General features: G+C 31.7%; 24 protein-coding genes. 10 read left to right on the top strand and 14 right to left on the bottom strand.

The window, feature by feature from the left end:
• Window positions 1–10: 10 nt before the first annotated feature.
• Window positions 11–616 carry a trimeric intracellular cation channel family protein gene (locus ACOQOS_RS22405; RefSeq protein WP_420572660.1) on the bottom strand — a complete coding sequence of 202 codons (606 nt, stop codon included), beginning with the start codon at window positions 614–616 and terminating at the stop codon, window positions 11–13.
• The gene (locus ACOQOS_RS22400; protein WP_420572659.1) at window positions 616–1,356 is read right to left on the bottom strand and encodes an RDD family protein; all 741 of its coding nucleotides are present in this window, start codon (window positions 1,354–1,356) and stop codon (window positions 616–618) included. Before ACOQOS_RS22400 ends, ACOQOS_RS22405 begins: the two co-directional genes overlap by 1 nt.
• Before the next feature lie 24 nt (window positions 1,357–1,380).
• Between ACOQOS_RS22400 and ACOQOS_RS22395 the strand changes: the two genes are divergently transcribed.
• From ACOQOS_RS22395 to ACOQOS_RS22370, 6 genes are read left to right on the top strand one after another with little or no spacing between them, the layout of a single operon-like run.
• Complete coding sequence (locus ACOQOS_RS22395; protein ID WP_420572658.1) at window positions 1,381–2,358, top strand: stage II sporulation protein M; 978 nt, start codon at window positions 1,381–1,383, stop codon at window positions 2,356–2,358.
• Window positions 2,342–3,292 (top strand): hypothetical protein, encoded by a 951-nt coding sequence (locus ACOQOS_RS22390; RefSeq protein WP_420572657.1) that lies wholly within the window; start codon window positions 2,342–2,344, stop codon window positions 3,290–3,292. The genes ACOQOS_RS22395 and ACOQOS_RS22390 overlap by 17 nt, the downstream gene beginning before the upstream one ends.
• Window positions 3,292–4,053, top strand: a complete 762-nt coding sequence (locus tag ACOQOS_RS22385; RefSeq protein ID WP_420572656.1) for a DUF4129 domain-containing protein — start codon at window positions 3,292–3,294, stop codon at window positions 4,051–4,053. The genes ACOQOS_RS22390 and ACOQOS_RS22385 overlap by 1 nt, the downstream gene beginning before the upstream one ends.
• A complete protein-coding gene (locus ACOQOS_RS22380; RefSeq protein ID WP_420572655.1) occupies window positions 4,050–5,261 on the top strand; it encodes a DUF4350 domain-containing protein in 1,212 nt (403 codons plus the stop codon). The genes ACOQOS_RS22385 and ACOQOS_RS22380 overlap by 4 nt, the downstream gene beginning before the upstream one ends.
• Before the next feature lie 31 nt (window positions 5,262–5,292).
• On the top strand, window positions 5,293–6,318 hold the full coding sequence (locus ACOQOS_RS22375) for an AAA family ATPase (RefSeq protein ID WP_420572654.1): 1,026 nt from the start codon (window positions 5,293–5,295) through the stop codon (window positions 6,316–6,318).
• 38 nt (window positions 6,319–6,356) lie between these two features.
• The gene (locus ACOQOS_RS22370) at window positions 6,357–7,691 is read left to right on the top strand and encodes a DUF58 domain-containing protein (RefSeq protein WP_420575175.1); all 1,335 of its coding nucleotides are present in this window, start codon (window positions 6,357–6,359) and stop codon (window positions 7,689–7,691) included.
• 101 nt (window positions 7,692–7,792) lie between these two features.
• Here the strand turns inward: ACOQOS_RS22370 and ACOQOS_RS22365 are convergent, their stop codons facing one another.
• The 3 genes from ACOQOS_RS22365 to ACOQOS_RS22355 form a co-directional block, all read right to left on the bottom strand.
• Entirely contained in the window at window positions 7,793–8,623 is an 831-nt protein-coding gene (locus ACOQOS_RS22365) for a hypothetical protein (RefSeq protein ID WP_420572653.1), read from the bottom strand.
• Between the two features lie 438 nt (window positions 8,624–9,061).
• A complete protein-coding gene (locus tag ACOQOS_RS22360; RefSeq protein WP_420572652.1) occupies window positions 9,062–9,706 on the bottom strand; it encodes a DNA-binding response regulator in 645 nt (214 codons plus the stop codon).
• Window positions 9,707–9,708: 2 nt separating this feature from the next.
• Window positions 9,709–11,661, bottom strand: a complete 1,953-nt coding sequence (locus ACOQOS_RS22355; RefSeq protein ID WP_420572651.1) for a sensor histidine kinase — start codon at window positions 11,659–11,661, stop codon at window positions 9,709–9,711.
• A 206-nt stretch (window positions 11,662–11,867) separates the two neighbouring features.
• Here ACOQOS_RS22355 and ACOQOS_RS22350 point away from each other — a divergent pair, with 206 nt between their 5' ends.
• Window positions 11,868–13,847 carry a LamG-like jellyroll fold domain-containing protein gene (locus tag ACOQOS_RS22350; RefSeq protein ID WP_420572650.1) on the top strand — a complete coding sequence of 660 codons (1,980 nt, stop codon included), beginning with the start codon at window positions 11,868–11,870 and terminating at the stop codon, window positions 13,845–13,847.
• Window positions 13,848–14,538: 691 nt separating this feature from the next.
• On the top strand, window positions 14,539–14,964 hold the full coding sequence (locus ACOQOS_RS22345) for a DUF2141 domain-containing protein (protein WP_420572649.1): 426 nt from the start codon (window positions 14,539–14,541) through the stop codon (window positions 14,962–14,964).
• Window positions 14,965–15,059: 95 nt separating this feature from the next.
• Here the strand turns inward: ACOQOS_RS22345 and ACOQOS_RS22340 are convergent, their stop codons facing one another.
• Entirely contained in the window at window positions 15,060–15,533 is a 474-nt protein-coding gene (locus ACOQOS_RS22340) for a Dps family protein (RefSeq protein WP_420572648.1), read from the bottom strand.
• Window positions 15,534–15,640: 107 nt separating this feature from the next.
• On the opposite strand from ACOQOS_RS22340, the gene ACOQOS_RS22335 reads away from it, so the two are divergent.
• A complete protein-coding gene (locus ACOQOS_RS22335; RefSeq protein ID WP_420572647.1) occupies window positions 15,641–16,579 on the top strand; it encodes a LysR substrate-binding domain-containing protein in 939 nt (312 codons plus the stop codon).
• Between the two features lie 30 nt (window positions 16,580–16,609).
• Here the strand turns inward: ACOQOS_RS22335 and ACOQOS_RS22330 are convergent, their stop codons facing one another.
• From ACOQOS_RS22330 to ACOQOS_RS22295, 8 genes are all read right to left on the bottom strand, one after another.
• Window positions 16,610–17,482, bottom strand: a complete 873-nt coding sequence (locus tag ACOQOS_RS22330) for a hypothetical protein (RefSeq protein WP_420572646.1) — start codon at window positions 17,480–17,482, stop codon at window positions 16,610–16,612.
• Between the two features lie 63 nt (window positions 17,483–17,545).
• Window positions 17,546–17,743 carry a hypothetical protein gene (locus ACOQOS_RS22325; protein WP_420572645.1) on the bottom strand — a complete coding sequence of 66 codons (198 nt, stop codon included), beginning with the start codon at window positions 17,741–17,743 and terminating at the stop codon, window positions 17,546–17,548.
• A 129-nt stretch (window positions 17,744–17,872) separates the two neighbouring features.
• Window positions 17,873–20,665, bottom strand: a complete 2,793-nt coding sequence (locus ACOQOS_RS22320) for a DUF7619 domain-containing protein (RefSeq protein ID WP_420572644.1) — start codon at window positions 20,663–20,665, stop codon at window positions 17,873–17,875.
• A 224-nt stretch (window positions 20,666–20,889) separates the two neighbouring features.
• Window positions 20,890–21,690, bottom strand: a complete 801-nt coding sequence (locus ACOQOS_RS22315) for a TIGR00266 family protein (RefSeq protein WP_420572643.1) — start codon at window positions 21,688–21,690, stop codon at window positions 20,890–20,892.
• Window positions 21,691–21,780: 90 nt separating this feature from the next.
• Window positions 21,781–22,242 (bottom strand): DUF4442 domain-containing protein, encoded by a 462-nt coding sequence (locus ACOQOS_RS22310; RefSeq protein WP_420572642.1) that lies wholly within the window; start codon window positions 22,240–22,242, stop codon window positions 21,781–21,783.
• A 198-nt stretch (window positions 22,243–22,440) separates the two neighbouring features.
• Window positions 22,441–22,638: a hypothetical protein gene (locus tag ACOQOS_RS22305; protein WP_420572641.1), complete on the bottom strand. Its 198-nt coding sequence runs from the start codon at window positions 22,636–22,638 to the stop codon at window positions 22,441–22,443.
• A gap of 10 nt (window positions 22,639–22,648) precedes the next feature.
• Complete coding sequence (locus tag ACOQOS_RS22300) at window positions 22,649–22,828, bottom strand: hypothetical protein (protein WP_420572640.1); 180 nt, start codon at window positions 22,826–22,828, stop codon at window positions 22,649–22,651.
• A 21-nt stretch (window positions 22,829–22,849) separates the two neighbouring features.
• Window positions 22,850–23,032 carry a hypothetical protein gene (locus ACOQOS_RS22295; protein ID WP_420572639.1) on the bottom strand — a complete coding sequence of 61 codons (183 nt, stop codon included), beginning with the start codon at window positions 23,030–23,032 and terminating at the stop codon, window positions 22,850–22,852.
• Window positions 23,033–23,330: 298 nt separating this feature from the next.
• Between ACOQOS_RS22295 and ACOQOS_RS22290 the strand changes: the two genes are divergently transcribed.
• Entirely contained in the window at window positions 23,331–23,795 is a 465-nt protein-coding gene (locus ACOQOS_RS22290) for a DUF4870 domain-containing protein (RefSeq protein WP_420572638.1), read from the top strand.
• Window positions 23,796–23,844 lie beyond the last annotated feature (49 nt).

Genomic DNA, 23,844 nt, shown 5'->3' with positions numbered 1-23,844 from the left:
GTTGGTTCCTTTATTTTTGGTAGAAACTTGGCAATTGGAGTCGAAATTTCACAACAATCAATCGAATAGAAATCACCATTGCTGCAGTAAAAATGTAGATTAAATTTACTTCTAAATTTAAATATTGAAGCACAAAAAAAGTAATTCCTCCTAAAATACAAGCAGTTGCATAAATCTCCTTTCTAAAAATCACAGGAATTTCATTACACAATATATCTCTAATAACACCTCCAAAACTCGCACTCATTGTTCCGAGAGCAATACAAATAAGCGGATGTAATTCTTTAGAGATTCCTATTTCAACACCAATTATTGTAAATACGCCTAAACCAATAGTATCAAATAAAAATAATGAGGTTCTGAGTCGGTTCAATTTTTTCCTAAAGACAATTGAAATAAATACTGCTGCTGCAATTGTATACACATAATTCAGATCATTCATCCAGCCTACTGGCGTTTTACCAATCAAAACATCGCGTAAAGTTCCTCCACCAACTGCAGTCACAAAAGCAATAATAAAAATTCCGAAAGGATCCATTCGTTTTTGCATGGCTACTAACACGCCAGAAATAGCAAAAGCAAAAGTTCCTATGATATCAAGTGTATAAAAAAGCATTACATGTTTTGTGTGTAGAAGTTGTAATCTTTGATAATAACGTCTATAAAAGGAATTGTTGCCATGTCAGACTTCGTTTCAATTACTTCCTCTACTTTGACTCTAAGTTTATTTAAAGTATCAAAATCTTTTCCTTTTTGAGCTATGATATACGTTTCTTTAATAATACGCATATCATTATCAGATAATTTAATTACAGAAGCATACGTAGGTTTATAATCATCGCCTATTTCTTCTAATATTGTATGTGAAATCAGTATTTTATTTTTTAGTGAAATTACGGCTGTTCCTGCCGTCATGTCTCCTAAACGCTGTCCTTTTTCACTCATAATTACCGTAATCAGTGCAACAAATCCACTTAAAATATTAAGATCGACAATTCTAAAAAACCATCGAATTAAATAATCGACAAAAGACGCTTGATAACCATCAATCTTTACTACTCTAATTTTTAAAGCTTTCTTCCCTAAGGTTTGTCCTTCAAATAAAGATTCTAAGACTAAGGTGTAAAAGATAAAAGGAAACAGCATAATGACATACACAGAAATCACTGACCATTGATCCCAATCGCGCATAAATCCACTTCCATTATACAGTTCTGAAATAATCCACCAAACAATCGTCGCGTAAGCAATTTTTATGATAATATCTATGATGTGAGCGACAACTCGTTCCCCAACAGATGCTAATGTAAAGTTGATATTTACATTTTGAGTAGTATTAATTTGTATCTCTGACATTTTATGTTTTATTTTAGCGTATCTATGAGAGAAGTTGCATTTATCAAGCAAAATAAAGAAAAATGGTTAAACTTTGAAAAAACCATTTATAATAATCAGTTTAAAGATCCCGATACTCTTTCATCATTGTATATTCAATTGATGAACGATTTGGCATACGCGCAAACGTATTACCCTAAAAGTAAAACGATTAGCTATTTAAATCAACTTGCTTCTGCTGCTTTTCAACGTATTTACAGAACTAAAAGAGAAAAAACAAATCGTTTTATTTCTTTTTGGAAAACGGAAGTTCCGCTCATCATGTATCAATTTAGACGCTATGTATTGTATGCTTTCTTAATTTTTGGTGTATTTGTTACTATCGGAGCTGTTTCTGCTGCTTATGATGATTCTTTCGTACGATTGATTCTCGGCGATAGTTACGTAAATACAACGCTAGAGAATATTGAAAAAGGAGATCCCGTCGCCATTTATAAAAGTGGTAGCAATTGGGGAAGTTTTATAGGCATCACTCTCAACAACTTATATGTAGGAATACAATCCTTTATTTATGGTGTATTTGGCGGCTTAGGCACTGGCTACGTATTAATGGTGAACGGAATTATGTTAGGTTCATTTCAATACTTTTTTCATGATCAAGGTGTGTTGTGGGAAAGTGTTCGCGGAATTTGGATTCATGGAGCTATGGAAATATTTGCTATTGTCATAGAAGGTGCTGCAGGTTTATTGCTTGGCGCGAGTATTCTATTCCCAAAAACCTATTCACGTATGGCTTCCTTTAAAATGGGACTCAAAAACGGAATCAAAATATTAATAAGTACATTTCCTTTTACCTTTGCCGCAGGATTTCTGGAAGGATTTGTTACACGATATTCGAATATAATGCCGAATTGGCTTTCGGTTGGAATTATTCTTGTTACCCTAGGAATTATTTCATTTTATTATTTAGTATATCCCTATATCATCCAAAATAAACTAAAAGCACATGTTTCAACTCTATAAGCCGAGAGATTTCGGATTATACTTTAAAGATACCTTTGGTTTTTTGAGATTGCATGGAAAGCATTTCTTTAAAAACTATATTACAGTCAACGGAATTTTTCTACTGATTCTTGTGGCTATGACTTTCTTTTTTTATCTGCTATATGAAGACATTCTCACAAGTTATCTTGTAAGTCAAAATACAGAAGCGCTTACTAATTATTTGAATGAAAATTCAGGTACTTTTGCTATATATGCTATTTTATTTGTCGTAGTAGGAATTACAGTTGGTATACTTAATTATGCTTTTGTGCCTATATATTTTAAGTTGTTTGAAAAGCATGGTGGCGCAAATTTTAGCTCAAAACAAATTGCAGATGAGCTGTTTGCAAACATTGGTAAACTTTTTCTGTATATTTTAATGACTATTATCATTTCAATTTTTGTTATTCCTGTAATAATCATTGTAGCAATACTGATGTCTATAACGCTTATTGGAATTCCGTTTTTGGTTTTCCTTGCTGCGTTTATTTCTTTGTACTATCACTCTGCATTGATGGAATATCTGAAATCTGATTCTAAAAGTGCTTTTGAATGTTACAGTTATAGCTTGAAACTTTGTTTTCAGAAATTTTTCCCTTCTATTGGAGCAGCTGGTGTTTTTATGATTTTAGCATTCGTATTTCAATCTATATTTAGCATTATTCAATTTATTGTAATGATGGTAATGGGACTTACTTCTTTAGAAAACCCTACTACAATGAGTGATACGGATACATGGTCTATATCATTTGTAATTTTAATTATTATACAAATCATTTCCTACCTTATTAACTATCTTGTTTCTGCTGTTTTACAAATGAATCAAGCACTTATATACTACAGTTTAAAGGAAGAAAGAGAAAATATAAACACGCAAAGTACTATTGATCAAATAGGGATAGAACAGAATTAATGCAAAAATTTTTAAGACATATATTATTTAAATTCCTATTTGTAGGAACTTGTATGCTGGTTTTCCTTGCGGGATCTGTGTCGTATGCAGCTACTATAACACCGCAACAAAATGTTATAGAAGATACTTCTGATGTAATGCCAAAAACGTATGAAGAAGATTTTAAAGATCGTTACGATAGTAGCGAATATGTATACGAACAAGAAAAATCTGATGGTTGGTTTACACGTTTTGTAGATTGGCTTGAACGTACTATACAAAGTATTTTTGATTTTGATTCACGCCAAAAAGCCTCTGATTTCATTTCTGACTTGACAGACATTTTTTATGTAGTACTTATCATTGTAGTTGTATTTTTTATTGTACGTGCTATCATGAATGGTGAAGGACGTTGGGTTTTCGGAAAAAGATCCGATAAAAAAATCATCAGACATGAAGACGTAGAAACGAATATTCATGTGGTTGATTTTCAAAAATTAATTTCGGAAGCGGTTACCAATCGTGATTACCGTTTGGCAATTCGTTATCAATACTTAAATATGTTGAAGAAGTTGAGTGCTTCTGAGATTATCTCTTATGATCCAGAAAAAACAAATCTTGATTATACTTACGAAATAAAAAACGATTCTTTACGTGAACAATTTCAATATACATCATACTTATATAATTATGTATGGTATGGTGAATTTTCAATTGATAAAGCTCAATATGAACAAGCATTGGAATCATTTAGTCTCATACTTAAAAATAATGCCGCATGAGTAAAAGACTAAAAATATATTTAGGGATTCTTATATTCATCATTATTGGTGCAATGTTCATGGAACTATCTAAGCCAACTCCTATTGACTGGCGAGAAACATACAATGAACGTCAAAAGAACCCATACGATTTACAGATATTTCATAAAGAATTAGGTACTATTTTAGATGAAGTAAAAATCAGAAACATATACCGTACTCCATATGAATTTTTCAATGATCAATACGATTGGGAAACCTATGCCTATAAGATTGATGGAACGTATATGAACATCAGTCCTGATTTTTATACAGATCAATCTTCTATAAACGAATTGTTTGACTTTGCTGATGCTGGAAATACAATTTTTATTTCTACACATGAAATGCCTCGTTATCTAAAAGATTCACTTAAGTTTTCAACAAAATACGATTATAAAATATCTAGCAAAGCAACACTACAATTCGAGAATCAGAATTTAGAAGACAATGAAATTACTTATGAAAAGGGTATAAAAAATATTTACTTTTCTAAGATTGATACGTTGACAACAACTCCTTTAGGATATCAAAAATTTGAAAACGATTCTATTTTTACCAATTTCATTAAAATTCCACATGGGAACGGAGCGTTCTTATTACATACGCAACCTGTTGCTTTTACGAATTTTCACTTATTAAAAGATGATCATTACAAATATTCAGAAGGAGTTTTAGCGTACATTCCTAATAAAGATATCTTTTTCGATTCGCCAAATAAAACAAGAAATGCAGATGGAACAAGTGATTCTTCATTGCGTTTTATTTTAGAACAACCTGCATTGCGTTGGGCATGGTATTTGGCTTTAATCTTTTTATTAGTCTTTATATTGTTTAATGCGAAGCGTAAACAACGTATCGTAAAAATTGTGGATCCGTTGCAGAATACAACTGTCGATTTTACAAAAACAATTGGAAACCTATTCTATGAGACGAAAGATCATCAAAACGTTGTTCACAAAAAAATCACATATTTCCTTGAACATTTGCGCACAGAATACTTAATGGACACACAAGTATTGGATGAAAAATTTAGTACGCGTTTGCGCCAAAAATCTGGAAAATCTAAAGAAGAAATTGACCGACTCGTCAAATTACTAAACATACTCAGGAAAAAAATATATTTCGATCAAAATGATGTATTAAACATTACCAAAGCGATTGAAATTTTCCACAGAAGAAATAATTAAACGAATATTTACAATACATTAAATTCAATATATGGACTTTACAGGAGAAAATAACGAACAAGATGCACATAAAAATTATGTAGATCCATTGTCATTCACCAACCGAATTGACTTAACCGAATTACAAAAAGGAATTCACAAAATACGACAAGAACTCTCTAAAGTAATTGTAGGACAAAAAGGTATGATTGACATGCTGATTACCGCTTTACTTGCCAAAGGTCATGTACTGATTGAAGGTGTTCCTGGAGTTGCCAAAACGATTACAGCAAAATTGCTTGCTAAATCGTTAACAGTAGATTTTGGACGTATTCAGTTTACACCTGATTTAATGCCAAGTGATATTTTGGGAACTTCGATTTTTGATATGAAAAAATCTGAGTTTGAATTTAAAAAAGGACCTGTATTTACAAACATGCTCCTCATTGATGAGATTAACCGTGCGCCTGCAAAAACGCAAGCTGCATTATTTGAAGTAATGGAAGAACGTCAAATTACTATGGATGGTGAAAAGTATTCTTTAGCTGCTCCATTTATGGTATTGGCAACGCAAAACCCAATTGAACAAGAAGGTACGTATCGTTTGCCTGAAGCTCAATTAGACCGTTTCTTGTTTAAAATAAATGTAGACTATCCAAATCTTGAGGAAGAAGTTGAAATCATAGCACGCGAACATCAACTGAAAGAAACAAAAAAGGTTGATAAAATCAGTGCATTTTTAAGCAAAGAACAAATTATTAAGTATCAAAACTTAGTAAATGATATCATTGTAGAACCGCATTTATTAAAATACATTGCTGAAATTATCGTCAATACACGTAGCAATCAATTTTTATATATTGGTGCTTCTCCAAGAGCTTCTATTGCTATATTGAAAGCTTCTAAAGCGTATGCAGCAATGAACGGACGTGATTTTGTTACGCCTGAAGATATCAAGCAAGTAGCAGTACCTGTATTGCAACATCGTATTATTGTAACGCCTGAGCGCGAAATGGAAGGTGTGACTTCAAAACAAATTATCAATCAAATTATACAAACTATTGAGATTCCTCGATAATTCGTATTGTTTCAAAAAACAGCAAACTAGTGCAATTGATTAAAAGATTTTTTAAATCATTATATCTCCAAAACCGTTTCTTTTACGGATGTTTGGCGATCATTGTATGCTTTATTGTGAGTTTTATATTTCCTAAACTCTTTTATATTTCAAAGCTACTTTTGCTGATTTTCATAACATTTACAATACTTGATATTTTTATTTTATACTGGACGAGAACTGGAATTTCTGGAAAACGACAAACACCAGAAAAGTTTTCGAATGGAGATGAAAATAATGTATACTTACGATTAGAGAATTTTTATACGTTTTCTATTTACACAAAAATTATCGATGAAATCCCAGAACAATTTCAAGTCCGCGACTTTTCTATAGAGAAAAAAATAACCGCTTCTAGTGTTATTGAACTGAAGTATATGTTGCGCCCTACAGAACGTGGTGAATATAAATTTGGGAAACTGAATATATATGTAATGTCTATTTTAGGATTGGTATCACGTCGCTTCTTTTTTGACAATGAAGTTATGGTGCCAACATATCCTGCATTTTTACAGTTAAAAAAGTATGATTTGCTCGCCATTAGCAACAACTTGACGATGTACGGAATCAAGAAGATTCGCCGTATTGGTCACACGATGGAGTTTGAACAAATTAAGGAATACGTAACTGGAGACGATTTACGAACCATTAACTGGAAAGCTACAGCGAAACGCAATCAGTTGATGGTGAATCAATACCAAGATGAAAAATCGCAACCTGTATATTCTGTGATTGATAAAGGTCGTGTGATGAAAATGCCATTCAACGAATTGAGTTTGTTGGATTATGCTATCAACGCGACATTGGTAATGAGCAATGTTATTTTAAAGAAACAAGACAAAGCCGGAATGTTTACTTTTTCAAAGAAAGTAGAAAATATGGTAGTTGCTGAAAAGCGAAGTGCGCAAATGAACATGATTTTGGAATCGCTGTATAATGTAAATACAGATTTCTTTGAATCGGATTTTGGACGTTTGTATGCAGATATTAAGCGAAATATAAAGCATAGAAGTCTTGTGTTATTGTACACGAACTTTGAAACGCTAGATGCTTTAAATAGACAACTTCCTTACTTAAAAGGAATTGCTAAAAATCATTTATTAGTGGTGATTTTCTTTAAAAATACAGAATTAGATGCCTTAATAGATGATGAAGCTACCACCATACAAGAAGCATATGACAAAGTGATTGCTGAAAAGTTCTCTTTTGAAAAACGTCTGATTGTAAACGAATTAAAGAAGTTCGGAATTTATTCTATTCTAACAACTCCAGAAAACTTAACAATCGACACTATTAATAAGTATTTGGAAATGAAAGCCAGAGGTTTGGTGTAATTCGTGGTTTTAAATATTTTGCCACAAATTCATAGATGCCTTTTTTAGTTTGTTTATCACGAGTTGGAAACTCGCGCTAGTTAGGGGAATATTTTATTCTTCTAATTCACCGTTTTTCCTTCACGATATTCAAGTCCTTTTTGACCAATAAGTGTTCCTTTGGAATCTGCATACATTACATAAATAGTATTACTAGCAGGATAATAAAGCGTTCCAAATACCTTTGAGAGATTTGAAGCTGTTTTCCCTTCACGATACTCAATTCCTTTCTGTCCAATTAACGTTCCTTTAGAATCTGCATACATTACATAAATTGTATTGCTTGCTGGATAAAATACAGTTCCAAATGTTTTCTTGATATCTGTTGCTGTTTTTCCATCACGATATTCAATCCCTTTCTGCCCTATCAATGTTCCTTTAGAATCTGCATACATTACATAAATAGTATTATTTGGCGGATAATACAAGGTTCCGAATACCTTAGCAATATCTGTAGCCGTCTTTCCGTCACGATATTCAATTCCTTTCTGCCCTATTAATGTTCCTTTAGAATCTGCATAAATCATGTACATTGTATTCGTTGCTGGATAAAATACGCTTCCAAACACTTTTGCAATGTCTTTTGCTACTTTACCTTCTCTATATTCTAGTCCTTTTTGTCCAATAAGCGTTCCTTTGGAATCTGCATAAATCGCATAAATAGTATTGTTTGCCGGATAATATACAGCACCAAACACTTTTGCGATATCAGTAGCTACTTTACCTTCGCGATACTCAATACCTTTTTGTCCTATGAGTGTTTGATTCTGATTGCTAAAAATCGTGTAAATGGAATTATTTTGTTTGTAATATACGGTTCCAATCGAGTGATCAATCTGACTGAATAAAAAACCGGGAATTACTAATAGAAGAACAAGAACTATTTTTTTCATATGTCGCTTATTAAATGGTCAATATCGCTAAAAATTATGTGACTTGATGTTAAAAACAACAAGATATACTTTTTAAAACAATTTTCTGTTCTCTTCGTCCGCCTTAAATCTAATAGACAAAAGAAATGTGATATCAAGACGTTTTTATTTTTTTGTCTTTATAAATACAATTTAACCTCAAGAGGTTTTTACTTTTTACTACCTAGCAAAATCCACTTTACTACGTAGTAAACTTACTTTTACTACTTAGTAAATATATTTTTGTTCTTTACAAAAATTACAAAAGAACTTGACTAATACATCAATTTCACCTGAGGAAAGAAATAAAAACACAAGAATTTAGGTTTAGTGCAAAAAGCTATACTATGTTATTTCCTTTAACAAGAAGTATATCGAGAAATGAAGAATATAAAGTTTTATATGCGTATTGAAATAAATTCATTCCATAAGCGAGAAAAAACCTTTATTTTCAATCGCCCAAACAAGTAAAGCATTTTTCTTGTCAGGCAAGTTTAATTTTATTTTTATGTTTCTTCGATGACTTTCCACAGTTCGTTCACTAATAAATTGTTCATCGGCAATTTCTTTGGTAGACATATTATTCGCAATGCAATTAAGCACAGCTCGTTCCCTAGTGGTAAGCTTACAAAATAATTCAGGTGAAAAAGTGACTTTTGTCTTTTTTAGTTTTTCTTCCAGTTTAGGATTATACCAATTCATGTTACGTTCTAAAGCATGCATACATTCTTTTAAATCATCTATTGCAAATTCTTTAAGCAGATAACCGTTTACATTTAAGTTTTTTGCTTGTTCCAATAAATTAATATCTGTAAACATTGTATAGATAATTGTCTTGACTTTTATATTCTTCTTATGCAAGTTTTCCACAATATCTAACCCGCACATGCCTGGCATTTGCACATCAAGTAATACATAATCAGGTTTTTGCAAACAAATTTGATTCAGCGCTTGTAAACCGTTTTGATACGTTCCCAATACGTGATATCCCATAGTAGTTAATACATTTTCCATGCCTCTTGCAGTTATAGGATGGTCTTCAGCTATGATAATACTTTTTCTCATGTTTACGTTTTTACGGTAAGATTTAATTGTGTTCCTTTCGGATTTGATACAAAGTTAAGATTCCCTTTTATAGACTTGGCGCGCTGTTTAATATTTGCTAGTCCAAAAGTAATTTTATCACCTTTTAAACTCTCTACATCAAACCCTTTTCCATTATCTCTAATACTAATATCTAATTCAGATTGAGAACTAATTATTTTGATTAGTGCGTTATTAGCTTTACTGTGTTTTATAATATTATTGAGTGCTTCTTCTACAATACGATAAATTTGTAGTTCTTGTTGTGTGCTCAAGGTTTTGGTATACGAAATCTGTGTACTTATAAGCAGATTTGTAGTTTCCATTATATTGCGACACAATTCTTCGATGCTTTTTTCTAAACCTATACGTTCAAACATTACTGGATGTAGATTATGACTAATGTTTCGTACTTGTTCAATAATCTTAGCGAGTTCAGAATGCTCAATAGGTTTTCCGTCTTTAGCTTTTGTACTAATTTGCAATAGTTTATGATTTACGCTATCATGCAAATCACCTGCAATACGGCTACGTTCATTTTCTGTATTCTCAAGAAGTTGTTGAGTAAAGCTTTCCTGTAGTTGTTGTTCCTTTTCTAAAGCACGACGCTTTTTTCGTGTATTGTAAATGACAAAACCTAAGCCAATGATAATTATACTCAATAGAAGCAAGCCGATAATACTATTTTGTTGTATGATTGATTTTTCTTGTTCTGCTATTTTTTGTTCTTTTTTTGAGGTTTGAAACTTTTTTTCAAACTCATATATCTTAGCCTTTAAGTCTTTATTCCACAGAAAATCTCGGAGTCTATTGTGTTTCTTTAAGTATAAAAAAGCTTGTTCATACTCTTTTACTTTTTCCTTAGAAGCAATCATATCCCTTAACAGATTGATTCCTCTGTAATAATCTTTAGCTTTTTCTGCAGCATTAACCATTTCCTCAAAAAGTTCCTGATTATAGTTGCCTGTTTTTGCATACGATAGGTTAAGTCTTGCATCTTTTAAGTAATAATTATGATGGTAACCGTTTGGATTTGCCAAAGAATCTGCTTTCGCTAATTCTTTTTCGGCAGCCTCTATCTCATTATTTTTAATATGAATAGCTGTTTTAAAATACGAATCCATAAACAAATAGTGCTGCACAGGTTTTTTCCAATGCTTTAATAAATTCCCTAAGCTATCTTTATAAGCAATCAAGCTTTGATATGTGGTGTCGGTTTTTATAAAATGTAGTGCATGTCCTGCGTATGCCAAACATATATTAGATGTATCTTTGGCCGCTTTCCCATAGTAAATCATTCTATTCAATGCTTTTTTAGCATTTTTATCATCATTCATACTTGATGAGATTCTGAATAGGCTGTATTGAATAGAGCTAATGTTTGTGGTATCTTTAGTTGCTTCAAACACTTTTAAGGCTTCAAACGCATGGTATTGTGAACTATCTAATTGTCCTTGTATTTTCTGTTGATCGGAAAGAATCAAATGCGAAAATCCTTCAATAGTTTCTTTCTTTGGGTTGGGACTGTATGCAATAGCATCTGTGAGCCATCTTTTACTTTCTTTAATATTTCTATTAAAGTCGTATTGTGAACCAATAAAATAGTGAATTTCCATGTTTTGATTATCACTTAAAGATTGGTCATATTTGGTAATGAAATCAACACATTGTTTTAAATAGATAGAATCATATTGTAAGTAGTAATCTAGTGCATCTCCTTTTGCCATTAATATTTGTGCAGTAATACCATACTTTCTTTCAGATAAAAATCTTTGATACGCTTTAGAAAAAGTGGACTCATACAAACTGTCTTTAAAATTCGATCTATCACGTAAAAGAGCATATTCTTCAGGAATCTCAACTTGCGCATTCCTATTACAACTTACTATACATATTCCCAAAAAGCATAGAAATATTAAAAACATGCATTTCTTCATTAATTGGTTTAGAGGAATAGTCAATTTCATGATTCGAATATAGAAAAATCATCTCTAATTACGCAATAACCGTCTAAGGGTTACTACTGATTTTTGTCAATTTGTAAGTAGAATACTTAAGGGCTACTACTGATTTTGAATATCCCTAGTTCCGATTGCCATTCATTATTGTTTGATTTGCACAATCACAAAAAAATAATACTTAAATGAAAAACAATTACTCCCTTATTTCTCTACTAATTACATTCACCTTTTCTCAATTAAGTTTTGGGCAGTATGCCTTACAATTGCCCAATGGTGGTAATTCGAATGTTGGTTATCCAATTTCCTCGGCTTTTAACCCTACCAATGCTATAACCTTAGAAGCATGGGTATATCCTACGCAGTTACAAGCAAATTATTGGGCAGGATCAATTTTTTCAAAATCAGAATCTGGTGAAAAAGGTTATGACCTACGAATAGGAGCCGATGGAATAGATTTTAATATTGGAACCACAAGTGGTTGGCGAAATGCATATTGGAATACTACAATTACACCCAATCAATGGTATCATATAGCAGGTGTATTTAATGGACATAGCGTAAGTTTATATGTAAATGGAGAATTAAAAGCAACTACGTCTTTTAGTGGTTCAATAGATCCATCATCTGTAAATTTATTAATAGGAGAAAACCCAACATGGTCGGGACGTCATTTTTATGGATTGATAGATGAAATACGTTTTTGGAATACAGCTAGAACTCAAACAGAAATAGATTTTTTTAAAGACTATAGAATAGACAATAGTACTGACGGTTTGGTCATTTATTCACCGATTACGACTACAGGTTCAAATCTTGATAATACAGCCTCAGGAACATCAGCATCTTTTTGGGATGGGAATCTAAATCTAGGTGCTTCGATTGTAAGTGGAGGAAAAAATTTACCACTCGACATGCCTCTTCCTGATGTGAATATTAATATATTAGATGATGGAACTGTAGTTGCTACCGAAAATTTTGATTCAGCTTCTTCAGCGCCGTCAGGAAATGGAGGAATTACCTTTAACAATAGTATTGCGCTTTCGGCAGTAGCAGATGTAAATGGTACTGGTAAAGGAATAGAGTTCCGTTACGATGCTAATCTTTTTGAAGAGGAAGAAATTACCTTACATACTTTCAACAATGTTGCTCCAGGAGACTATATTATTCAATACGATATTAATGCCGAAAATGCTGGATTCTCATACGATGCTGTCATTTCTGATGGTACAAATTCAAAAACACAAACCGTAGGTATACAAACAGGAAGTGGTAGTTTTCAAAAACGATACACTGCACAAATTTCAATTACAACGACGAGTGATTTGAGTTTTACAATGCAGATGTCTCCTTTTGTATCAGCGTTCACGAACTCATTAGTATATATAGATACTGTAGAACTTATAAAAATGAATACTGTTTTGCCTACAACGGTATCTGGTACTACTGTTGAGCAAGAAGAAAACTTTGATGCAACTTCCACAACTCCAATTTCTGGTGGAGCTCTTAGTTATAGAAATAGTGTTGCATTGTCTACAGATGCAGCTGTTAATGGAACAGGACAAGGTGTTGGATTTAATTATACAGCAGCTTATATTGAAGTGACAGCTAGGGTAGAACCAGTTACTTTCACAAATGTACCAGCTGGTTCGTATTACATAGAATACCAGTTTAGTGATGATAACACAAATGTCAATCGAGATTTTACATATTATAATCAAATAACTGATGGTATGACTACTACTTCAAACTTTATAGTAGTTCCTACAACGACAGTTTTTTCAACACATAGAACCTATGAAATTACAACTACAACAACGAGTGATATTAGTTTGCGATTGGCTGCGGGTGAAAAACAAAATAATGTGACCAATGGTGGTTCTATTTATATTGACAATGTAAGATTGATAAACTTGAATACTTTAAGTACAGATAGTTTTGAATCTTCTGATTCTATAGCTGTATTTCCAAATCCGACAAAGGATAGATTTCAAATTTCAGGATTAATGCAACCAGTAAGATACACACTTTATGATATTTCTGGGCGCTTAGTACAAACAGGAGCAACCTCAGAAAATAACAGTATAAATATACAACATTTGTCTAAAGGAATGTATGTATTGAAATTGGACGATTATAAAACATTAAAAATTGTGAAAGAGTAATTTTAACTTATTTTTTCCTAGAAACCCTAAGAGAACAGAAATAGAGAATTTTCCTTTTTTATTTCTGTCCTCTTTTTTAGTGTTATTATGTCGATGAAAATGATTAGCCTTGTCTTTTCTTTTCATACAAGGGAGCTGATTTCAATACAGATTTTGGAAGGCTTTCAAAGTTTGTGGATGTATTTTATGAAAGTTTATCCCAAATATTTGTTACCTCTAAAAGTGTTCAAAGTAACAATGAAAAATAATAAGAATATAGATTTAGTGTAAAAAAGCGAACTTTTCAGTCCGCTTTTCACCCTCTTTCATACAACTATACTATATAATAAATTCATGGTAAGCTGATACTTTTATAGTGTATGATTAACCTAAATAATTCAATTAACTAAAGTTTACAATTCTTCTGCTGATAAACCGAAAACCACAATGTGAACAAAAAAAATTTCAATTCGTAAAACAGTAAACTCCTGTATATCTATATAGACGCATTCTTTTTAAAAAAGGTTCCCAAAACTAGTTCTAAAACTCAAATCCTAATTCCTTTTCTACAATTCATCCTTCAAAAATTACAGTTAGGTATCTTTTTTTATGCGTGATTACAATTTTTATGGACTTTTGAATCATCAATCAACACATTCAGCTTAGCTCAGTGTAATAAAAAATAATTCATTAATCAATAAAACAATCAGACATGAAAAATTTAATTTTAATCGCAGTATTCTTAACAGGTTTCTTTACAACAGCACAAACCAACAACTCAGAGGAAGGAATCACTATTACAGTAACCGTAAACAAAATAAAAAATAACGACGGAAAAGTGTTGTTTGCTTTGTACACAGAAAATACATTTATGAAAACAAAGCCAATTCAGGCAACTGGAAGTACTATTGAAAATAACAAAGTAAAAGTAACCTTTACAAATGTACCAAAAGGCGAATATGCTATTACGTGTGTACATGATGAAAACGACAACGGACGTATGGATTTCGAAGATAACGGAATGCCAAAAGAAGATTATGGAATGTCTAACAACCCTATGAGTTATGGACCACCAGAATTTGGATCTTCAAAATTTACAGTAAAAGATAAAGACCTAACATTGAATATTGTTCTTTAAATATAGCTCATAGGTATTTGGTATTGGTGTAAAACAAAAAAGTGATACATAATTGTATCACTTTTTGTTTGTAAATAAGCTTATAAACTAAAATACTACTTATCCATCCAAGCATTCATCATCCAAACAGTTTTTTCCTGTTCAGAAATTAAATCGCTCATCATAGCATTTGTTCCTTCGTCATTGGCTTCACCAGCTTTGTTTAGTAATGATCTTTCTAATTGCAAGAGTTCTGAAATAGAAGATACAATCAAAGCAACCGCTTTTTCGTCTTGCGAAATGTGCTTTCCTACCGGAACTTTGGCATTCGCTATATAATCTTCAAAAGTATGCAAAGGTTCTCCTCCAAGCGTTAATACCCGTTCTGCGATTTCATCAACCTTTACTTGCGTATCATTGTAAAGTTCTTCAAACTTGGCATGCAATTCAAAAAACCCTTTTCCTTTAATATTCCAGTGAATTCCTCTTAGGTTTTGATAATATACTTGAAAATTAGCTAATAAAACGTTTAAGTCGTCTACTAATTCTTCTGTTTTTTGGATGTCTAATCCTAATATGTTTAATGTCATCTCTATTCTTATTTTTTGTTTAAGCAAATTTATTTAACATTTAACGCACTTTAGTATAAGTTTTATCGATAGTTTTTATATTTTTATCACTCGAATTTATTACAATTATGACAATCACACAATTACAATATGTTTTGGCAGTAGCCGAACACCAAAATTTCACCCTTGCCGCACAAAAATCATTTGTAACTCAGCCAACGCTTAGTATGCAAATTCAGAAGTTAGAAGACGAACTGGAGATTCAGATTTTTGATAGAAGCAAGAAACCTATTCAACTTACAGAGATTGGTAAAAAAATCGTTGAGCAAGCACGTAATATTGTCAATGAATCTGGAAGAATGCAAGATATTGTAGATCAACAGAAAGGATTTATTGGCGGTGAATTTAAACTTGGAATTATTCCAACAATTATGCCTACACTTTTACCAATGTTTTTAAAGACATTTATTAAGAAGTACCCAAAAGTTAATTTAAAAATAGAAGAATTAACGACAGAAACGATCATTAAAAGATTGAATGAAGGTCATTTGGACGCAGCAATAGCCGCAACACCATTAGGACATGATCAAATTAAAGAACGTGTATTATATTATGAGCCATTTGTAGGATATACTACAGAAAATCATCGTTTGTTTGATAAGAAAGAACTAGAAACTTCCGATTTAGATATTGACGATATTTTATTGTTAGAAGATGGCCATTGTTTTAGAGATGGTGTAATTAACTTATGTAAAGTACCAAAAGCTATTGCAGACGATCATTTTCAATTAGAAAGTGGAAGCTTTGAAACGCTTATAAAATTGTCTAACGAAGATTTAGGAATGACGCTACTTCCCTATTTACATACTTTAGATCTTAAGGAGGAAGAACGTCAATATTTACGTCATTTTTCAGAACCAAGACCCGCACGTGAAGTAAGTTTGTTATTTCATAAAAGCGAATTAAAAATGCAGATTATTGAAGCATTACGAAATGTAATCATGGGTATTGTAAGAGGTGCTATTGCCTTTCATAATGTGCAAATTATTAGTCCGGTGCAGCAATAAGAATGATACTTTTTAAAATTAGTTACACATCTAATACTGATTTCTAATTGGTTTTAGTGTGACTTCAGGGTTTTGCTTGTAAAAATAAATCATACGATCAAAAAAAGAAGCTAATCTTTCATCCATTTGTCCTGTTCTAATTAAGAAAATCCATTCTGCCATGCAAATACTGGTATTGTAATCTCTAGCATAAGTAGTTACAGCATAAGAAGCGCCATAAGTTTCACTATTTTTCTCAGTGTCTAAGTCCCATTTCCCACCTAGATACCAAAAAAATGCTGTAGCTATGTAAGCAATGAATAGTTTATCTAAAGATTCTTTTGTGAGTCCAACCTGTTTTGGATTAACTAAGTGTGCTCGAAAAAAATCTTCAAACATGTCTATTTCTCTTAAACTATAATCAAATGTTTGTTTCTTTAAGAACCGCTTTAATTCTCTAATTAAAGTAGGCACCGTTTCTACCAAAGCCTTGTGTTCTTTTTGTATGGTAGCTTTTGTTTTTTTACGATACAATTCAAATGTATGGTCTACACTTTCGTTAAATAGTTTTATTTCTTCAGTTAATTGGGTTACATCTCCATGATTGATTTCAATATGAAAAGTATCTTTTACATTGTCAGTACGGTAATGATTGAAATTGAACTTGATTTCGTAGATGTTAATTGTAAGTTCAGTATTTGTTTTTTTGTTATTGAAAAACCTGTTGGTAAGCTGTTGTATAAACCCTTTATGTACTTTTTTTGTTTCTAAAAACGTAAGTTCTATGGAATCAATATAAGATAGATGAAGAGTTTCTAGTTTTTCTTTATTTCTCCAAATAGAAGCTTTTTCTCCAATAATTTGTATTCCTTGAGCATAAAGGTTGGGGAAATAGGCAGTTGTTTTATCATCAATTTTAAACATGTATAAATATAAACAATCGAAGAAAGAAAATACTAAAAAAGCCGCGACGTATCGCGGCTTTTTTTATGGTTTTAAATAAATTAAACATTGATCTAATTGTGGATTTGCTGTGACGAGAGAATTGATCCAAATTTTCAATTCTTCAATCTCGTGAGGCAGCAATCTTTGCAAAGCTTTTTGTAATTCTTTACAGAATAGTGATGGATCAAAACTAACTTTTCTGAGTATAGTTTTTGTGTAATCAAACATCGCTCTTGCCATATTTAACGAGGGTTTAGGTTAAAATTTTTCAGCGTAGTTTTTTTCTATAAGCATTATTTTAGTCTTATAAAAGTAGTAAAAAAAATTCATGTTTACATTTCTTCAACAAAACTTTAACAATATCGCTTTTTACTCTTTGAAAATTTTACTAATAGTCTTACGTGACTTTGTAGTTGTATTTACAATGTACATTCCTGAAGCTAAAAATGATAGATTTATTTCATAGGAATTATTATTTGTTTCTACCATTTCGTATTGTACAAGCCTTCCATCAAGTGTTCTAATTTCAATAGCTGTCAATGCTTCTTTCGTTTTTATATATAACAGATCTGTTGTTGGATTTGGATAGATTGTAAGATTATCTGTAGACAGATTTCCTTCTGCAACACTCAATGGGTTTGCAATTAAAGTAGTCGCTGTATTTGTTACAATAGGGAAATTAAAGTCAAAAAAGATATTTGCAACGTTTTCAAACGTATCTCCTTCTTGTAAAGATGCTAAGGTTTTTATTTTAAAGACTAGATAACCGTCATTATTAGCATCATCAAAAGGAAGATTGATGTTTTCAAAAAGAAATTCAACTTCATTCCCATTGTTTATATTCGTTACCATTTGGTGGCTGCTAGTAACTGGGCGTAATGTTGAAATATCAAATTTAGTCTGATCAATAATATCTCTTACAGCAACATTTACTGCTGAAGCTGTTCCTGTATTTTCAAAACGGATGAGATAGTGTACATAGGTGTCAATATAATCTGTAGTAACTTTTTCACCTTCAAGACAGCGAATATCATTAGGGTCATATGAATTTAATACTACCTGTTGTAAGTTCATTACATTATCATCAGGTGTTTCATCTGCTATGACTGGTGTAATTACTGCTTCAAAACTTAAAATATCTCCGCCATTTACCGCTGGAACTTCTGTTGGAGCATTGATATTCATGGTAAAAATAATGCTTCGTGTCTCAAATGGTGCTAAACCTATATAATTCCATGTGAGTACATTTGTTGTTTGCATATCTGAATTTGGAGAGGTATTCACTAAATCCATTATAGCATCATCAAAAGTAAGTTGAACGGCTCCTGATAGTATTGTATTTCCTTTATTTCTGTATAAAATTTGATAACGTGCATCAAAACCAGGACGCGCTATTTCTAAAGGAATTATTGTTACATCCAAATCATTTTTAGTTCCATTTGGTGTTACACAAAAATCTTGTATGGTCGGATTAGGATCGGTAGCCGTATCAACCGTTAAAATAGTTGGTGCTATTAAAAAATAATCTGGATTTTCTATTTCTGGAGTAATGGTATGTATTCCAGGACTTGAAAAGTTAATGATATAATCTCCAGAAGTATTTGCGATGGTAACTCCATTTGTTGTTCCATCATTAATATTGTACGTTAAGTTAGGATAGCCACCATCATTTACATCACAACCATCTAAATTTGTATCTAATGCTGTATTTCCAGAGACATTATGATATGCTTCTCCGGGAGTAAACGGACAATAAGTACTTACAACAGCGCCATCTGGTAAATTAGCAGACCCTGATACCATATCAAATTCTCCATCATCTACACACACGTATCTTAAATTTGGATTTCCATAATAGCCAAACTCATACGAGAGTGAATTTACTCCATTTCTGATATAAATTTCTTCTAACTCATTGTACATACATTTAATGTTATCAAGTAATGGGTTTTGACTGACGTCTAATATTCTTAATGAATTATTGTAGCAAGATACACCCAAGAGTTGAGAATTTTGACTTAAATCTAATTCTGTGAGGTCATTATATGTACAACTCAAACCAGTTAATCCAGTACTTCCAGTTACATCCAAACTTGTTAGTAAGTTGTTACCACAACTAAGAATTCTAAGATTAGGATTTGCGCCTACATTTATGCTGGTCAACATATTTTCTTGACATCTAAAGATTTCTAAATTTGGATTTGCGCTTATATCTAAAGTAGTTAATTGATTTTCATAACACTCAACATATTCTAGATTAGGGTTTTGAGAAAAATCTAATGTGGTTAAATTATTTAAGTTACAATTTAGATATCTTAATAAAGGATTTTGTGAAATATCTAACGATGTAAGCCCTACTTCATTTGCAATTAATATCTCTAAATTTACATTTTGACTTAAATCTATACTAGAGACACTATTTTGTCCTATGTTGAGATTTTCTAAATTTATATTTTGAGAAAGATCTAAGTTTGGCAGTGGATTATCAAATACACGCAAGTATTCAAGTCCTGTAATTGGTGTTACATCTATATTTGTTAAAGAGTTTCCATACAAATGTAAATTTTTAAGATTTGGGTTTTGACTAAAATCTAGACTTGTAATTGGATTATCAAATAGTTCAAGAGTATGTAAAATTGAATTTTGGCTAATATCCAGATTAGAAATATTACAAGAACCTATTCTGACTCTTTTCAAATTTGGATTTTGGGAGATATCTATACTTGTCAATCCCAAATTACCAATGATTGTCATTCCTTCTAAGTTTATATTTTGACTTATGTCAATGTTTGTAAGCAAAGTACCTGATTCATTGTTACATGTAAAGAATCTTAAGTTTGTATTTTGTGTAAGTACTAACTCTGTAAGAGGATTGTTTGAACAAGAAAAAGATACTAGATTGGTAAAATGTCCAATTCCTTCTAATGATGCTATTGATTGATTGTCGAGTCTTAAACCTTGGATCGCTAAAGCTTCAGATACTTGAATTTCTCCATCATTATTAGTATCCACATCACTTTCTGGCAAGCCATTACCATCAAAATCTACACAATATGTGGAAATAAGGGCTTGTTTAAAATTAGGATCTGGAATGTAGATATTTTGCGCTTGACTGAATATCGTACAAAGAAACATGACAAGCAATAAGTAGTTTTTTTTCATAGATGTAGGTTGGGTTGTTTTTGGCTTTTAAATCAATTATACCGTAATATATAACTTTTTAAAAATGTAAGCATATAAATACAAGTCGTAATTTATAAATTGTAATCACAAAGCATTTTTAATACTATATTACATCCAATAAAAATAATAGAAAAAAGCGTTAATTTTCAAATTATAAACTCTAATTCGATAATTAACGCTTGTTATTTTAAGTAGTATTTCCTCTAGAAACTATTGTCTCCGTCAAGCAAATCACCTATGCTTCCTAAAATGCTTCCTTCTCCTTTACTATTTCCACTTCTTGGAATAGAAGAAACAATTCTTCCTGCCAAACGGCTAAATGGTAATGACTGAATATATACAGTTCCTGGACCTTTTAAGGTTGCAAAGAACATTCCTTCGCCTCCAAATAATGTATTTTTAATTCCACCAACAAATTCTATATCGTAGTCTACATCTTGTGTAAATCCTACAATACATCCAGTGTCAACGCGTAATGTTTCTCCAGGAGCTAATTGTTTTTTTGCCATGGTTCCACCAGCATTTACAAAAGCCATTCCGTCACCTTCTAATTTTTGCATGATGAATCCTTCTCCACCAAAGAATCCACGACCTAATTTTTTAGAAAATTCAATTCCTACAGTTACACCTTTTGCAGCACACAGAAAAGCATCTTTTTGGCAGATGAATTTTCCTCTGTAGTCTGTTAAATCAATTGGGATAATTGTTCCAGGATAAGGAGCTGCAAAACTTACTTTGCGAACGCCAAAAGAACTGTTGTTTAAAAAAGAAGTCATAAACAAACTCTCTCCTGTTAAAATTCGTTTTCCGGCAGAAAATAGTTTTCCTAGGATTCCTTTTTCTTGATTGGAGCCATCTCCAAAAATGGTGTTCATGCTAATTCCGTCGTCCATCATCATAAAACTTCCTGCTTCTGCCACAACGGCTTCTTGCGGATCTAGTTCAATTTCAACATATTGCATTTCTTCGCCGAAGATTTCGTAGTCTATTTCGTGTGCTGTCATAGTTTTTATTTTTTACACTGAGCTAAGTCAAAGTGTTGGTTGCGCTTAATTAGATGTAAAAAGACGGTTTTTGTTACAATTATGTAGGTACTACTTTTTCTTTCTTAGTTTAATTCCCCATTCATATTCAAAATTAGAGACACTATCGCCTGCTTCGTCAAATCCTTCCGCATATAGTGTTAAACTTTGTCCTTCGCCAGTTTCAATAGCAGTTTTAATTGCTTCTTTTACTTTTAATCCATCATTGCAAACAAATCGAATTCTTCCGGTAGCTTTCTTGGTAAATGTTCCTTTCTGCGATCGTACCAACATTGAAATCTTTTCTCCAGAAGTTTCAATTTCCTGAATCACTAAAACACCTGTTGCCAACTCGGAAGCCATTCCTTGTGTTGCCCAATATAAAGATTTGAAGGGATTTTGATTGATCCAACGATGTTTTACAGTTACTGTAGCTGTTTCTGTCGTTATTTCTTTGAGTCTAACTCCCGAAAAATAAGCAGATGGTAACTTAAATAATACGAATTTATTAATTTTTGATGGTGTAAGTTTCATGAATTATATTTTATGCACGCATAGCAAATTACAAAAAATACAATAAAATTACACTGATTTTCTATGATCTTTTATAATGAAGATGATCGATAACAGTAGCTAGTACCATTATCGATCACTTAAATAGTCAATTATTTCTGTTAAGTTCGTGAAACTTGTAAAAGAAACTACTAGAAATACATAAAATGGTATATTATTTTATGCTCTTCTGGATGAATTTGATGTTGATGTTGACTGATTTCCAGATCCTGACGGATTATTTGTACTTGATTCATCTTCTCTTGCATATAATTCTTCAAGAAAAGAAGCTTCTTCATTAGGATCTGTAATTCCTCCTACCATTGCTTGAAGTAGGTTTTCTTTGATTTCTCGTTTTTGTAATCTTTTTAATTTCATAATAATTTTTTTAACTGTTTTCTTTATTTGCATGCGCATCTTCTTCTTCAGTAACTTCTTTGTTAGGGTCTGTAATTGGTGCTTCTGTGCCAGATGCTTCTGATGATGTATTTCTTTTGCTACTTCCTCCTACTATTTTTTGCAGTAGATTTTCTTTGATTTCGAGCTTTTTTAATGTTTTGAGTCTCATATGTATATATTAAAAGATAAATTATTGTCTGCTTTCATTTTCGTCTTCTTCTTCAACGTTCGATGATCCACCATGAGGATCTGTAATTGGTACTTCTGTACCAGATGCTTCAGATGATGTATTTCTTCTGCTACTTCCTCCTACTATTTTTTGCAGTAAATTTTCTTTGATTTCGAGCTTTTTTAATGTTTTTAGCTTCATCATATTTTTATTTTAAAGTTAATAATGCCTCAAATAAACATTTTTGAATTTTATAAAAAAGTATTCCAATTTTTAAGGTGTCAACTCATTTGTAATTGTGACAAATACAAAAATCATTGTGACTAACTCCAGTGTTTATGGGATTAAACAGTATAGTTCGCCATATAAAATCTATAGGTTTCTGCCATGTTTTTATAAAATACTTTCCAAATTTAAAATGTTAAATTATGTTAAATTTTAGTACTATGTTTTGCATAATACCTTTTTTTAACCATATATTTGTATAAGAAAATAATAGGTAATGGACTCAACACTAACAAAACACCAAAAAAATGTGGCTATGATTTTGCACGTAGCTTCCTTTAGTAAATACATTTTTCCCTTAGGAAATTTTATACTTCCGCTCATATTATGGACAATGTATAAGAAGGAATCTGATTATATAGATCACCACGGAAAAGAAGCGCTTAATTTCCAATTGAGTTTGTTTTGTTATAAAATGATAGGAACCATATTAACCATTCCATTTTTTATTGTTTTTGGAATGCAACATGTAAACACATGGGATGTTTTTCATTTCAACAACATTACAATCAATTTTAATGAAGGATTTAATATGTATAATGTATCCATGATAGGAATTATCGTTGGAATTGGTCACCTACTATTTTTTGCAGTAAACATTACGTATACCATTGTGGCAGCAATGCGTGCGAATGAAGGCGAAAAGTATCGTTATCCATTTACGATTCGATTCGTTAAATAAATATCATCAATCATCATCATCATCAATCATCATCATCAATCATCATCAT

Source organism: Kordia sp. (assembly GCF_965224175.1).
Lineage (GTDB): Bacteria > Bacteroidota > Bacteroidia > Flavobacteriales > Flavobacteriaceae > Kordia.
Note: the sequence above shows the minus strand (reverse complement) of the source record. Positions and strands in the feature narration are given on the sequence as shown.

Excerpts from the sequence above, each read along its gene's own strand:
- ACOQOS_RS22320 (WP_420572644.1), bottom strand. The coding sequence starts at position 20,665 with ATGAAAAAAAACTACTTATTGCTTGTCATGTTTCTTTGTACGATATTC.
- ACOQOS_RS22305 (WP_420572641.1), bottom strand. The coding sequence starts at position 22,638 with ATGAAATTAAAAAGATTACAAAAACGAGAAATCAAAGAAAACCTACTT.
- ACOQOS_RS22385 (WP_420572656.1), top strand. The coding sequence starts at position 3,292 with ATGCAAAAATTTTTAAGACATATATTATTTAAATTCCTATTTGTAGGA.
- ACOQOS_RS22375 (WP_420572654.1), top strand. The coding sequence starts at position 5,293 with ATGGACTTTACAGGAGAAAATAACGAACAAGATGCACATAAAAATTAT.
- ACOQOS_RS22345 (WP_420572649.1), top strand. The coding sequence starts at position 14,539 with ATGAAAAATTTAATTTTAATCGCAGTATTCTTAACAGGTTTCTTTACA.
- ACOQOS_RS22380 (WP_420572655.1), top strand. The coding sequence starts at position 4,050 with ATGAGTAAAAGACTAAAAATATATTTAGGGATTCTTATATTCATCATT.
- ACOQOS_RS22335 (WP_420572647.1), top strand. The coding sequence starts at position 15,641 with ATGACAATCACACAATTACAATATGTTTTGGCAGTAGCCGAACACCAA.
- ACOQOS_RS22405 (WP_420572660.1), bottom strand. The coding sequence starts at position 616 with ATGCTTTTTTATACACTTGATATCATAGGAACTTTTGCTTTTGCTATT.
- ACOQOS_RS22330 (WP_420572646.1), bottom strand. The coding sequence starts at position 17,482 with ATGTTTAAAATTGATGATAAAACAACTGCCTATTTCCCCAACCTTTAT.
- ACOQOS_RS22355 (WP_420572651.1), bottom strand. The coding sequence starts at position 11,661 with ATGAAGAAATGCATGTTTTTAATATTTCTATGCTTTTTGGGAATATGT.
- ACOQOS_RS22340 (WP_420572648.1), bottom strand. The coding sequence starts at position 15,533 with ATGACATTAAACATATTAGGATTAGACATCCAAAAAACAGAAGAATTA.
- ACOQOS_RS22390 (WP_420572657.1), top strand. The coding sequence starts at position 2,342 with ATGTTTCAACTCTATAAGCCGAGAGATTTCGGATTATACTTTAAAGAT.
- ACOQOS_RS22350 (WP_420572650.1), top strand. The coding sequence starts at position 11,868 with ATGAAAAACAATTACTCCCTTATTTCTCTACTAATTACATTCACCTTT.
- ACOQOS_RS22290 (WP_420572638.1), top strand. The coding sequence starts at position 23,331 with ATGGACTCAACACTAACAAAACACCAAAAAAATGTGGCTATGATTTTG.
- ACOQOS_RS22360 (WP_420572652.1), bottom strand. The coding sequence starts at position 9,706 with ATGAGAAAAAGTATTATCATAGCTGAAGACCATCCTATAACTGCAAGA.
- ACOQOS_RS22315 (WP_420572643.1), bottom strand. The coding sequence starts at position 21,690 with ATGACAGCACACGAAATAGACTACGAAATCTTCGGCGAAGAAATGCAA.
- ACOQOS_RS22295 (WP_420572639.1), bottom strand. The coding sequence starts at position 23,032 with ATGATGAAGCTAAAAACATTAAAAAAGCTCGAAATCAAAGAAAATTTA.
- ACOQOS_RS22400 (WP_420572659.1), bottom strand. The coding sequence starts at position 1,356 with ATGTCAGAGATACAAATTAATACTACTCAAAATGTAAATATCAACTTT.
- ACOQOS_RS22300 (WP_420572640.1), bottom strand. The coding sequence starts at position 22,828 with ATGAGACTCAAAACATTAAAAAAGCTCGAAATCAAAGAAAATCTACTG.
- ACOQOS_RS22325 (WP_420572645.1), bottom strand. The coding sequence starts at position 17,743 with ATGGCAAGAGCGATGTTTGATTACACAAAAACTATACTCAGAAAAGTT.
- ACOQOS_RS22365 (WP_420572653.1), bottom strand. The coding sequence starts at position 8,623 with ATGAAAAAAATAGTTCTTGTTCTTCTATTAGTAATTCCCGGTTTTTTA.
- ACOQOS_RS22395 (WP_420572658.1), top strand. The coding sequence starts at position 1,381 with ATGAGAGAAGTTGCATTTATCAAGCAAAATAAAGAAAAATGGTTAAAC.
- ACOQOS_RS22310 (WP_420572642.1), bottom strand. The coding sequence starts at position 22,242 with ATGAAACTTACACCATCAAAAATTAATAAATTCGTATTATTTAAGTTA.